This is a genomic window from Marinoscillum sp. 108 (assembly GCF_902506655.1).
GTDB classification, from domain to species: domain Bacteria; phylum Bacteroidota; class Bacteroidia; order Cytophagales; family Cyclobacteriaceae; genus Marinoscillum; species Marinoscillum luteum.
In genome coordinates this window covers 2,311,861-2,325,392 of sequence record NZ_LR734808.1, presented here as the reverse complement: position 1 = coordinate 2,325,392, position 13,532 = coordinate 2,311,861, and the positions used below count along the sequence as shown (strand labels likewise).

Annotated in this window: 7 protein-coding genes; all 7 read left to right on the top strand. The window is 45.9% G+C overall.

Annotated elements, in window-relative coordinates; all coding sequences use genetic code 11:
• Positions 1-17: 17 nt before the first annotated feature.
• The 7 genes from GV030_RS09345 (at position 18) to GV030_RS09315 (ending at position 13,402) form a co-directional block, all read left to right on the top strand.
• Complete coding sequence (locus GV030_RS09345; RefSeq protein ID WP_159582013.1) at positions 18-1,763, top strand: RagB/SusD family nutrient uptake outer membrane protein; 1,746 nt, start codon at positions 18-20, stop codon at positions 1,761-1,763.
• Between the two features lie 276 nt (positions 1,764-2,039).
• Positions 2,040-3,938 carry a twin-arginine translocation signal domain-containing protein gene (locus GV030_RS09340; RefSeq protein ID WP_159582011.1) on the top strand — a complete coding sequence of 633 codons (1,899 nt, stop codon included), beginning with the start codon at positions 2,040-2,042 and terminating at the stop codon, positions 3,936-3,938.
• A complete protein-coding gene (locus tag GV030_RS09335; RefSeq protein WP_255465281.1) occupies positions 3,938-5,530 on the top strand; it encodes a sulfatase-like hydrolase/transferase in 1,593 nt (530 codons plus the stop codon). Before GV030_RS09340 ends, GV030_RS09335 begins: the two co-directional genes overlap by 1 nt.
• 1 nt (position 5,531) lies before the next feature.
• On the top strand, positions 5,532-6,980 hold the full coding sequence (locus GV030_RS09330) for a sulfatase-like hydrolase/transferase (protein WP_159582009.1): 1,449 nt from the start codon (positions 5,532-5,534) through the stop codon (positions 6,978-6,980).
• Between the two features lie 32 nt (positions 6,981-7,012).
• Positions 7,013-8,548, top strand: a complete 1,536-nt coding sequence (locus tag GV030_RS09325) for a sulfatase-like hydrolase/transferase (RefSeq protein WP_255465280.1) — start codon at positions 7,013-7,015, stop codon at positions 8,546-8,548.
• An 85-nt stretch (positions 8,549-8,633) separates the two neighbouring features.
• The gene (locus tag GV030_RS09320) at positions 8,634-11,129 is read left to right on the top strand and encodes a glycoside hydrolase N-terminal domain-containing protein (protein WP_159582007.1); all 2,496 of its coding nucleotides are present in this window, start codon (positions 8,634-8,636) and stop codon (positions 11,127-11,129) included.
• A 44-nt stretch (positions 11,130-11,173) separates the two neighbouring features.
• On the top strand, positions 11,174-13,402 hold the full coding sequence (locus tag GV030_RS09315; protein ID WP_159582005.1) for a c-type cytochrome: 2,229 nt from the start codon (positions 11,174-11,176) through the stop codon (positions 13,400-13,402).
• The last annotated feature ends 130 nt before the right edge of the window (positions 13,403-13,532 follow it).

The window sequence follows — 13,532 nt, the reverse complement described above, 5'->3', positions numbered from 1 at the left end:
ATAAAAAATTAAGAGACATGAAAAATATATTCTTATCATTCTTAGTGTTAGGCACTATGATGATGTCGTGCCAGGATGCCTTTACGGACCTTGAGCCATTGGATGAAATCACGGACGCTACTTTTTATTCCACTCCTGCACATTTCGAACTTGCCTCCAATCATCTGTACGATGGTATGTTAGGCTGGGGAGCAGATGGAGAGTTTAGGGATTACGGATCAGATTTGGTTTCCATTCCGCAGATCTATACTCAGGGCAACGTAGTGGTTCCCGAGACCGACGCCCTTTGGAATGAAGGGTATGATGACCTGCGGGATGTCAATATGCTGATAGAAAGTGCTGCTGAATATACCGGTGATGCTAGTGAAATAGCTCCATATGTTGGCACCGCACATTTTTTCAGAGCCTATGAATATTTTACGTTGTTACAGAGGTTTGGAGGGGTGCCTCTGATCACTACAGTGATCAGTTCGGCTTCACCTGATGAGGTATTCGAAACTCCAAGAAGCAGTAGATATGAGGTGATAGGTTTGATTTTGTCAGATCTGGATGAGGCTATTGCTAATTGTCCTCCATCTGTAGGTGAATCCGATTTAGGGAAGATTACGAGCATGGCCGCTAAGGCTTATAAGGCCAAAGTGCTCTTGTATGAAGCTACCTGGGAAAAGTACGTAGGTACCGACACAGATGGAGATGGATCCACGACCGGTGCTGGTTCTTCAAAACCCGCTAACTATCCTACTGTAGAGGCTATGCTGGCCGACGCAATAGACCTGTCTAAGGATGTGATGGTAAATGGAGGCTATGAGCTATGGAACCATGACTTTCCGGAGATCAATTCTAATTTCTTCCTGCATCAGCTGGAAGATGGCGGATCAAACCCATTGGGCCTTGATAAATCCACTAACAAGGAGTTCATCATTCAGAAGGTTTATGATTATAATTTAGGGTTTGGTGATTTGAATTTCGCCACGACTGAGAGTCGTATGGCTCCCAACAGAAAGTCAATGGATATGTTTCTATGTACTGATGGATTGCCAATCAGCAAAAGCCCACGATTTCAGGGATACAATACCATGTGGGATGAACTGCAGAACAGGGACAACAGGATGGTTGCGTACTTCTACAATGTACCGGAAAACGGATCACCTGTCCTAAATGTAGGCCCAAGTGATTCAGGTGCTGGAATTGGCATTCGAAACCGAAAATTCAGATCGTGGAACGGATACAGACCCAACGAGAGACAAGCACAGAATTACTCAATACTACGTCTGGCAGAGGTGTATTTAACTTATGCTGAAGCGATTTATGAGCTTCGAGGATCCATTACAGACGCGGAGTTAGATGAGTCTATTAACCTGACCCGAGCAAGGGCTGGAATAGATCCACTATCGAATAACCTCGCAACTACATACGATCTGGATATCCTGGAGGAAATTAGAAGAGAAAGAGCACTGGAACTGTATTGTGAAAACACAAGAATCCACGACTTGAAGAGATGGGGTATCGCCGATGAGGTATTTGCTGAGGAGATTTATGGAGCAGTAATAGAAGGTACCGTCTATGATGGTGACGAATCATTGTATCTGCCTTCCATTTATCCATTTGGTGAGAAAACCATAACGGTAGGTAATGGAGAAGACCGTAGGGTAGTAGTAAGAGATGGAGCGTCAAATAGAAGGTTCACAATGGCCCATTATCTGGCTCCTATTCCGATTAGCCAAATTTCACTGACCGGGATTTTGCAAAACCCGGGATACTAAAAAGACAGTAGGTCCGATGAGTATTATGATCAACAGCTGGCGGCAGTAGTCGCTGGCTGTTGATTCATCAAATGGACATTCATTTTGAAAAACCGCACTGAGGACCATGTGAAATTGGACAGAGGTCGGTTCGGATTACACAATTTTAACACTTCAGATTGATTGGGTTCATGATTCGTCATTTCAGCCAGGAGAAACTGTTTCATCCGGAGCAGATTCTTTTTGTATGGATGAATGACAGATGAAATCCAGGATGTTTTGAATTTTTTAAAAACGATGGCATACAAAGAATCAAGAAGACACTTTATCAAAAAATCAGCCGTGGCGACCGCTGGTCTTTCACTGGGAATATCCACTTTAAGCGTTGCTTGTAGGGACAAGGTATTGGGTGGAGAAAATACTTTCAAAGTAATCCGAAACGGACGATCATTGTCGTTTAAGCTGCCTGTCAATCTGGATATTTCACAGGTGGAGGTGAGGCTTTTCAGCAAGGCCAACGAGTATATATTCGAATACGATGACGTGTCTCCGAACGCACCGAAAGTTCAAAACGAACAGACCAAAGATGTGTGGATGGCTGGGTTTGACGAACAAGCCGACATACGGAGAAATTCAGGCCGTGAGCAGCGCTTTCCTACGGTAGATATCGCCATGAATCCTGACATGGAAGCCATCATAGAGATGAATGTTAAAGAGCAGGGTATTTATGATTTCAATGATACCGGTGAAAACCCTGTTGCTGCCGAAATAAGAATACCATATGAAAAAGTAGAATACTGGGGTAATTCCCTGATTCTTGATCCTAAAACGAACTCCATAGCGCATTTCTATCTGTCAACGAAGGTTGAGGTAGCAGATTCTAAAGTCAGCTATCAGTTTGATGTACTTCGGGATGATTGGGTGGGTGCAGTGTCAATTCACCAGGTAGATACCGGCGAGTTCATTGCCAGTGCGGAAGTCACGTGGGACGGCACCTTGCCAAAGGTGTCTACAGGCAGTGGTGTATCGCGCGAACGCATGGTGGCAGCCCTTTCATGGGCAACTCACTACGTGCTCGACTGTGAGGATACCAAATCCGATAGCGCAACCAAAGGTGGCGAGTACCTCCTGTACGACCTCTCTGCCAAGACGCGGCTGAGACCTGCCTGGGCATGGGCCTGGGGACCTTCCGCTAAGATGTTTCTGGAGGCTGCAGCTTTGGATGGAGTGGACACCGAAGTGACCGGGTTGAGTCAGGAAGCGCTCAAGCAGAGAGCCATCGAGATAGGGAATATCACCCTGGACAGACTGGTGACAGATCCTTCCAGTCCGGCATACGGCATAGTCAAAACCAGCGCCACAGAAGCAAGTACAGTAGATGCTTTGTTCTTAGTGGGATGGGGTTGGATGCCCCTCTACCGGGCCACTGGCGACCAGCGATACATCGATGCTGGTAGAAAAGTAGCGGAAAAGCTCAACCTATTGATGGACGAGCACGATGACGTTTGGATTCCGCAGGCTTATGAGTTTCATAAGAAAGAATGGAAGACCATCATGAGTTTTGAGAGCTCAATGGGCTTGCCCGGACTAGCCGCGTTGTATTTTGAAACGGGCGATGACTATTTCAAGAAGACCACTATTCGTCTGGCTGATTTACTCATCCGCGCATTCGAGAAAGAAGATGGCATGTGGGGAGTGTTTTTCTATGGAGATAAGAAAAAATCGGGGCCTGTAAATTACTGGACCAAGGCATTTGGATACATCGCCGATGGCCTGATAGAAGCCCATCGGGTAGCACCTGAGCAAGGGTATTTGAAAAAGGTGCAAGTGATTGCAGATGCCATTATGGAAACCCAGGCTGCTGATGGATCTTTTTCTGTTCGCTTTGATAGAGACCCTGAGTTTGTGGGTGTCGGAGAAAAAGCCACTACCCTCTGGGCCGGATTATACATAAGAATCTATAAGCTCACGGGAGATAAAAAATACTACGACGTGGGCATGAAGACTTTGGAATGGTGCATGGACAATCAGTACTTTGGAGAGGATCCAGCTGCCAGAGGAGGTATTATCAGCCGGTCATGGCCATCTGGCATCAACTTCAGACATTGGTTTGATGTGGTGGTTACTTACAGTGTGTCATTTTTCGGAAACTCACTCGCTGAAGCGCTGAGCCTGGATGAATGGAAAAAGCCGTGATGAAAACACGATATATGCAAAGCAATGCCCGTTTACCTGGGAGCATTCTGTTGGTACTGACAATGCTTTTTAGTTCCTGTCAGCAGGAAGCGCAGCGGTCACCTAATATTGTCATTATCCTGGCGGATGACCTGGGCTACGGAGACATCTCCAGTTATAATCCCCAGTCGAAAATTCAGACACCTGCCATCGATGACCTGGCCAGGCAGGGGGTGATGTTTACCGATGCTCATACCAATTCTTCAGTTTGTACCCCTACGAGATACGGTCTTCTCACTGGTCGCTATAGTTGGCGAACACGATTGAAAGAATCGGTACTCTATGGGTACGATAAAGCACTTATTCCGGCGGATCGGCTGACGATAGCAGGTTTGCTACAGCAGCAGGGCTATGAAACTGCCGCCATTGGCAAGTGGCATTTGGGGTGGAATTGGGCCAATGTAGATGCCGGCAAGGACAGCATCGATTATGCTCAACCAATTACTAACGGCCCCACTACAGCAGGATTCGATTACTTCTATGGAATCATTGGTTCGTTGAGTATGCCTCCTTATGTGTGGGTAGAAAACGACCTACCAACCATGGTTCCGACCAGAAGAACTTCGAGTCAGAAGAAACAGTCCATCTGGCTGGAGGGCGAGATCGCGGAGGATTTTGTACATGAGGAGGTTCTACCGGAGATTCAAAAAGAGGCGGTTGAGTACATCCATGCACATGCCAATAAAGACAAACCTTTCTTTTTGTACCTTCCTCTCACCTCACCACACAATCCCATCTTACCCTCTCCTGAATATCAGGGCAAGAGTGGTTTGGATAATCCCTATCCTGATTTTGTGATGATGACAGATGGAGTGGTTTCGGCTGTTGCCAATGCGCTCAAAGAACAAGGGGTGTTTGATAACACCATTCTGGTATTTCTGAGCGACAATGGGTGCTCCAATCAGGCTGATTTTGAGCAGTTAGCCAGTAAGGATCATTTCCCAAGTTATATTTATCGTGGTTTTAAGTCGGACCTATACGAGGGAGGTCATCGGGTACCGTTTGTCGTTACCTGGCCTGACAAACTCAAGCCTGCCAAAACAGACGCATTGGTGAGTACCACAGATTTTCTGGCCACGTTTGCTGACCTGTTTAGCACGTCATTCCCTGATAATGCAGGGGAGGATAGCTATAGTTTTGTGTCAGCACTAGGTCTGACATCAGAGGCTCCCAGGCGTGAAAGCATCGTGATGCACTCTTATGATGGCTCCTTTGCTTATCGCAGTGGAAATTACAAAGCATTATTTACCTCTGGTTCAGGTGGTTGGAGTTTCCCTCGTTCTGGTTCGGATGATGTGGTAGGAATGCCTGAGGTTCAGCTGTACGATTTGAAAGCGGATCCGAGTGAAAAAACCAATATTCAAAGTGAGAATCCACAGTTGGTGAATCAGCTCAGTAAGGAGCTCACAGAAATCGTTCGCAATGGGCGAAGCATACCGGGTTTGCCACAAAAGAATGATGGCCCGGAAAACTGGAAACAGTTGACCTGGATGAATAGAGAAAATGAATTACCCTCCACAACCGGGGCAGGTAGGGAGAACAAAGTTCAATAAAATGAGAAGTTACATCCTTTTTTTACTCGTGGGGCTCAGCGCCTTGTTTTCATGCAAAGAGGAAATAGAGCGTCCACCCAATATCGTTGTGATCCTATGTGATGACCTGGGGTATGGTGATTTGTCTTCATTTGGCCACCCGAAGATCCAGACACCAAATCTGGATGGGTTAGCGGCCAAAGGTATGAAGTTGACCAATTTTTATTCCGCAGCACCTGTGTGTTCGCCATCCAGAGTGGGACTAATGACGGGGCGTAGCCCAAACCGCGCAGGTATTTATGATTTCATAATAGGAGGGAACAATCCTCGCCTGAATAATCGAGATATCGTTCATATGCAAGCGAATGAGGAAACGATCCCTGCCCGGCTAAAGTCTGTGGGGTATGCGACATGTCTTTCTGGTAAATGGCATTGTAACTCACATTTCAATAATACTGAAAAGCAGCCTACTCCAGATCAGTTTGGTTTTGATCACTGGTTTGCCACGCATAATAATGCCGCTCCAAGTCACGAGAATCCTAACAACTTTGTGAGAAATGGCGAAGAAGTAGGTGAAATCGAAGGATTTAGCTGTCAGATTGTGGTGAATGAAGCCATGGACTGGCTGGGTAAGCAAAAGAAAGACCAGCCGTTCTATCTTCAGGTGACTTTTCATGAGCCCCATGTGCCCATTGCTTCTCCACCTGAGCTGGTAGCGAAGTATCTGCCCTATGCACAAAATGAAAATGAAGCACAGTACTTCGCCAATGTAGAAAATGTGGACATAGCGGTCGGTAAATTGGTTGAATATCTGGAAAAGAATGGTCATGACAATACCTTAATCGTTTTCAGCTCTGATAACGGCCCGGAGACCCTGCTTAGGTATTCAAAGGCAATACACTCATATGGTACTACTGAAGGGTTAAAGGGCAGAAAACTCTGGACAACCGAGGGTGGCTTCAAGGTGCCTGGCATTATTTACTGGATGGGCCAGCCTACCTTCAATGGAGAAACAGATGCAGTCGTTTCGGCACTCGATCTGATGCCTACTTTTTGCGAGCTGGCTGGAGCAGATCTGCCACAAAGAGAACTGGATGGGCAATCCCTGACCAATTTCCTCAAAACAGGGAGGATGACGAGAGAGAAACCATTGCTCTGGGCTTTTTACAATGCCCTGAATGACCAGGTAGTGGCCATGCGCGATGGGGATTGGAAACTGATGGCCAGACTGAAGTATGACACAGCCTATCTACCTAAAATAACTAATGTTTATGTGGGAAATATTGATTCTGTGAGAAATGCAGAACTAGTGGATTTTGAACTCTACAATCTCGCTGCTGACGAAAATGAATGGATAGATCTTTCGGCTGACCGACCGGAGGAGTTGGCCAAAATGAAGGCAACACTGGCCACGGAATACCAAGCTCTGTTGGCGGATAGTCATGTTTGGGCAAGATCCGAAACCCAATAATGAAGGTCAAAATCACTGACCAATAGAATTAAATGATTGATAACAGCGCTATGAACTACCATACTACCATGAAGGGTGGCGCCTTGTTACATTGTGTTAAAGTTGTTGCATTCCTGCTGGTTTGCTTCATTTTGAATGGCTGCAACGATGCAACAACTGGTTCAGGTGTTCTGGATGGTGCGCAAATCAGTGGCTCAGAGAGACCCAATATCATTTTGATCATGACCGATGATCAGGGATGGTTCGATGTTGGGTTTAATGGAAACACGGAAATCATTACTCCAAACCTGGATAAGCTCGCTAGTAAAGGAGTGATACTGGATCGGTTTTATTCTGCTTCAGCCGTATGTTCTCCCACCAGAGCCAGCGTGATCACCGGGAGAAATCCCTTAAGAATGGGCATCCCATATGCCAATATTGGCCATATGAAGGATGAAGAGATCACTTTGCCTGAGTTGTTGAAGCGCAAGGGCTATACCACAGCGCATTTTGGAAAGTGGCATTTAGGGACATTCACCAAATCCGAATTGGATTCCAACCGCGGAGGCAAACCAAAATATGAGGAAGATTACTCTATACCTTCTCAGCACGGTTATGATACCTTTTTTTGTACGGAATCAAAGGTGCCAACCTACGACCCTATGGTGTATCCGGCTAAATTCTTGCAGGGGGAAAGTAAACGATATGGTTGGCGTGCAGTAGAAAATGGAGCGACCGTAAACTACGGAGCAGCCTATTGGAAAAGTGAACACCAAAAAGAAACGGATAATGTTCGAGGTGATGATTCACGCATCATCATGGATCGGGTGATTCCATTCGTCGAAGGTGCCACACAGGACAGTTCTCCCTTTTTTACCACTATATGGTTTCACACACCACATCTGCCGGTAGTGAGTGATAGCCTGCACAGAAGTATGTACGATCACCTCAGTTTGGAGCAACAAATCTACTATGGTGCGATCAGCGCCATGGACGAGCAGGTAGGTCGCTTATGGGATAAGTTAGAATCCCTTGAAGTGAGTGAGAACACTTTAATTTTCTTCTGTAGTGACAATGGGCCAGAAAACAAGACACCGGGCAGTGCAGGTATATTCAGGGGTCGAAAAAGAAGCTTGTATGAAGGAGGAGTGAGGGTTCCGGCTTTTGTTGTTTGGGAAGCCGAGATTGAAAAAGGTAAAAGAACAGCTTACCCCATGGTCACCAGTGATTATCTGCCCACCATTTTAGAGATTCTGGATATGGACTATCCACATAATCGTCCGCTCGATGGTATCAGTGTTTGGAAAGCAATCAAAGGTCAGCAGGAGGTTCGGGAAGAACCAATTGGATTTATCTGTAGTCCCGGGCTGAGCTGGATGACGCATCAATACAAATTGATCGGAAATGAGAAAGGCGAAAATTATGAATTGTACGATTTGCTCAATGATAAGTCTGAAACGAATGACCTCATGTATGTACGCCCTGAGTTGGCCTATCAAATGAAATCAGATCTTAACGCCTGGCTCAAGTCAGTTGAGAACAGTGGAAAAGGGCTTGATTATGAGGTAATTGAAAGTAGTGATGAATGATGGAGGAGTTTAAATGATAAATCGCGTACCCTTGACAGTGAAGTATGCGGTATGAAGGGTTTGCTAATTTTATAGAAGAAGTTCAATGAAAATATTTAAGCACATACTTTCCTGCGGTCTTGTATTACTCTCAGTGGCTGTGGTGGCGCAGGATAATATGAAGTTATGGTACGATAAACCTGCCCCCAATTGGAACGAGGCGCTGCCCATAGGGAATGGACGACTTGGTGCGATGATTTTTGGGGTGCCGGAGCGTGAAAACATACAGCTGAACGAGTCTACTTTATGGTCGGGCGGACCACATCGCAACGATAATCCCGGAATTCGTGAAAACTTAACGCAAATCCGTCAATTGCTTTTTGATGGAAATTATAAGGAGGCTCATGAAATGGCGAATGCCAAAATTATTTCGAACACCTCGCATGGTATGCCTTATGAAACAGCCGGCAATTTGTATTTGAAGTTTGAAGGGCATGAAAATTTCACAAATTATTACCGGGAATTAAACATTAGCGAAGCGATTCAAAGAACTAGCTATACGGTAGGTGAAGTGGTTTTTCAGCGAGAGGTATTTACTTCTTTTTCCGACCAGGTATTGGTGATGCGCCTTACGGCGAGTGAGCCGGGGCAGATTAGCTTCACCTCCACAATGGATCGTCCCAAGCCGGAGTTGGTGACAGTATCTACAGAAGGCAATGACCTATTGAAAATGGCTGGTCGAAATAATGACCGGAAAAGTAAACGTCTTCCTGAAGCGGCGGAGGGTACAAAAGGAAAGATCAAGTTCGAAACCCGAGTGAAGTTCTTGCCGGAGGGAGGGGAGTTGATTGCCGGAGATACCTCCCTGACAGTCAGGAATGCCAATAGTGTGACCGTTATTGTATCGATTGCTACCAATTTCATCAACTATCTGGACGTTTCAGCCGATGAGCATGAGCGGACACAGGGCTACCTCAGTGCCACTAATGGAAAAAGTTATGAAGCCCTAAAAAGGGCGCATACGCTGTATTATCAGCAGTTTTTTGATCGTGTGACGCTTGATCTGGGACAGACCGAAGAAGCAAATAAACCTACCGACGAGCGCATCAAAAACTTCAGTGCCGTCAACGATCCGGCCATGGCGGCTTTATACTTTCAGTACGGTCGCTATTTATTGATCAGCTCATCGCAGCCTGGCGGGCAGCCTGCCAATCTGCAGGGCATTTGGTGCAACGACCTCAATCCACCATGGAAGAGTGCTTACACCATCAATATAAATACTGAGATGAACTACTGGCCAGCTGAGGTGACGAACTTGCCGGAGATGCACGAGCCGCTGATTGAGATGGTGAAAGATCTTTCTGTAACGGGTCAGAAAACTGCGGCAGAGATGTATGGCGCAGATGGCTGGGTAGCGCATCACAATACAGATTTATGGAGAATTACAGGTGCAGTAGACGGTGCTACGTGGGGTATTTGGCCTTCAGGAGGCATTTGGCTCAGTCAGCATTTGTGGGAGAAATACATGTTCTCGGGAGATTTGGAGTATCTGAGAGAAGTATACCCGGTCATGAAAGGTTCGGCGAAATTTTGCCTGAGTTTTCTAACTCCCGAACCGGAGCACGGATGGTTGATTATGTCGCCATCTACATCTCCGGAAAACCGTCCGACACATTTCCCGAATATGGTCAACATTCAGTACGGGGCCACCATGGATAACGAGTTGGTGTTTGACATGCTTACCAGAACGGCCTCAGCTGCAAGATTACTGGGTGAGGATGAAGACTTCATTAAAGAAATTGAAGAAACCTTACCGAAGCTTGCACCGATTCAAGTCGGCCGGTATGGACAAATTCAGGAGTGGATTAAGGATTGGGATGATCCCAAAGATAAGCACCGTCACGTTTCTCATCTTTATGCGCTGCAGCCATCCAACCAGATTTCTCCCTACCGGAATCCTGAGCTTTTTGAGGCGGCTAAAAATGTATTGATTTACCGTGGCGACCCTTCCACAGGTTGGTCTATGAATTGGAAAATTAACCTTTGGGCGCGCCTGCTTGATGGCAATCATGCCTACAAGCTCATGGGCGATCAGATCAAACTCGTGGGCAGACCCAATGCTCCAAAGGGAGGAGGTACCTATGCCAATATGCTCGATGCACATCCTCCGTTTCAGATCGATGGCAACTTTGGTTTCACCTCCGGACTGGCCGAAATGCTACTTCAGAGTCACGATGGTGCGATCCATTTGCTACCAGCGTTGCCTGATGTTTGGCAGGATGGCAGGGTGACAGGACTAAGAGCCAGGGGCGGTTTTGTGATTGAGTCGATGGAGTGGAAAGGGGGGCAATTGGTGGAAGCCAAAATCCGCGCTACACTCGACGGCAACCTCCGGGTCAGGTCATACAATCAGTTGACCATGGCAGGAAAAAAACTTAAGAAAGCAAAAGGACAAAATGTAAATGGCTTTTTTCAAACACCTGAAATTTTGGATCCGCTGATTTCTGATGAAGCAAATTTGAAGGGGTATGAGCCTCCAATGAGCTATTTGTATGACTTGCCGGCAAACGCCGGAGAGGTTATTGTGTTAGTTGGGGAGTAAAACATCATGTTGTATTGATCATGAACCTAATTACAGTAAATAATATGAGTGTAAAAAGTACGATGCTTACCCTTTTGGTTGGCTTGCTATTCATTAAGTGTACAGAAAGAAAATATTCGGAGACTATTTATCAAAAGCCAGAAATTGTAAAGGAAGCTCCTTCCACGTTTTTGTCTCCGGAAGAAAGCATGGAAACATTTTATTTACCTGAAGGGTATCGGGTGGAGCTGGTGGCCAGTGAGCCCATGATAGATGAGCCGGTTGCTATTGCCTGGGATGGAAGTGGCCGAATGTATGTAGCTGAGATGAATACCTACATGCAAGACGTGGATGGTACAGGCACCAACAGGTCAATCAGTAAAATCAGGTTGCTTGAAGATCTGGATGGTGATGGAAAAATGGATAAAAGCACCATCTTCATTGACAGCCTGCTGTTGCCAAGAATGATCTTGCCTCTGGAAAATGAGCTGATCGTCAATGAGACCTACTCTTACGATCTTTGGAGCTACAAAGACACCGATAACGATGGAGTTGCAGATAAAAAAGAACGTGTCTATTACAACCCAAACCCTCGCGGTGGAAACTTAGAACACCAACAGAGTGGACTGGTCTGGAATCTGGATAACTGGGTGTATACCACCTATAATCCCATGCGCTTTAAGTTCAAAAAAGGCAAAGTCATTGTTGATTCTCTGGACAATATGCCTAGTGGTCAATGGGGGTTAACCCAGGACGAAATGGGGATCATGTATTATTCGGCCGCAGGGTCTGAAAACCCGGCTTATGGATTCCAACAAGCAGCCGTCTATGGTGACTACAACCCCAAAGGGCGGCTGTCCGAAGGATTTGTGGAGCCATGGCCAATCGTGGGCACACCGGATGTGCAGGGCGGCCCTAAAAGGTTAAGAGAGGACGGTACCCTTAATCATTTTACAGGGGTAGCCGGGCAAGAAATTTTCCTTGGTCATCGATTGCCGCCTTCCACTTACGGAGACTTGTTTATTCCAGAACCTGTGGGGCGATTGATTCGACGAGCCAAAGTAAGAGTAGAAGATGGTAAGAAGGTGCTTTACAATGCCTATGATCAGGCCGAATTTATGGCTTCCACCGATTTAAATTTCAGACCAGTACAAGCCAAAACCGGACCTGATGGAGCACTGTATATCGTGGATATGTATCGGGGCATTATTCAGGAGAGTAACTGGACCAGAAAGGGAAGTAAAATTCGCCCGCATATCCTTAGAAAAGATCTGGACAAAAACATTGGCAGAGGCAGGATTTATAGAATCGTACATGAGCAAATTGAGCCGGACGGCAGGCCGGACCTGGCCGGTAAAAGTGCTTCGGAATTAATTGAATTCCTGGGACATCCAAATGGATGGTACCGCATGACCGCTCAAAAACTCATTGTATTAAAGGATGATCAGACCGTGGTTCCAGTGTTGAAATCACTGGCATTAGATAACACCTCATTTTTTGACAGAATATTCAATGGTGATAAGGATTTTGGAATCGAACGTGTTCATGCACTTTGGACGCTGGAAGGACTCGGCGTAGTAGATAAAACACTTTTGTTGCAAAAGCTGAAAGATGAAGATCCAAGGGTCAGAATCACAGCTATCCGATTGGGTGAGACCTTTTTAAGGTCAGGGGGCAGTGATTTTATTCCACATCTGAAACCACTGGTGGCTGACACTTCCATTGAAGTAGTCAATCAGCTGGCGCTTAGTTTGCGCTATAGCCGAAGCGAAGCAGCGACTGACCTATTGAGCGAAATCGATAGTAAATATCAGCAAAATGAGATTGTAGCACATTCTGTGATGGAAAGCCTGAAGAAAGATGACTCTCGTCTGGAACAATTGAAGTTAAGGATAGCCAAAAGGTCTCTTGGTGACAAAAGAAGTATTCTGGGTGGATATGATACCTATAAGCAGCTATGCATTACCTGCCATGGCCCTGATCTCAAGGGGGTCACTCCTGAAAATGGTTTAGCCATTGCCCCACCCTTGTTAGGAAGTCCCAGGGTGACCGGTGATCCGGACAAGCTGAGCAAAATATTATTGAATGGACTTATTGGACCTATCGATGGTCAGGAGTATGGAATAATGACCTCTTACAAGAGTAATGATGATCAATGGATCACAGATGTACTGAATTATATAAGGGCGATGAATGATGCAGATGCCTTTAATAAAAAGGTGGTAAGAAACGCTAGAATAGAGACTGAGGATCGTGAAGATTTCTGGACGCTGGAAGAGCTTGCTACGGAATAACGAACTAATGATTACCAGCTCGATAAAAAGGCATTAAGTCAGATTGATCGATCAGATGGACATTACCACCTCTTTTATGGATAGAATTTGCAGTTGAAGCAACTGTATGGTGATCATTCCTATTTTAGCT

Coding starts and splice junctions, on each gene's coding strand:
- GV030_RS09330 (WP_159582009.1), top strand. CDS start 5,532: ATGAGAAGTTACATCCTTTTTTTACTCGTGGGGCTCAGCGCCTTGTTT.
- GV030_RS09325 (WP_255465280.1), top strand. CDS start 7,013: ATGATTGATAACAGCGCTATGAACTACCATACTACCATGAAGGGTGGC.
- GV030_RS09335 (WP_255465281.1), top strand. CDS start 3,938: ATGAAAACACGATATATGCAAAGCAATGCCCGTTTACCTGGGAGCATT.
- GV030_RS09340 (WP_159582011.1), top strand. CDS start 2,040: ATGGCATACAAAGAATCAAGAAGACACTTTATCAAAAAATCAGCCGTG.
- GV030_RS09345 (WP_159582013.1), top strand. CDS start 18: ATGAAAAATATATTCTTATCATTCTTAGTGTTAGGCACTATGATGATG.
- GV030_RS09320 (WP_159582007.1), top strand. CDS start 8,634: ATGAAAATATTTAAGCACATACTTTCCTGCGGTCTTGTATTACTCTCA.
- GV030_RS09315 (WP_159582005.1), top strand. CDS start 11,174: ATGAGTGTAAAAAGTACGATGCTTACCCTTTTGGTTGGCTTGCTATTC.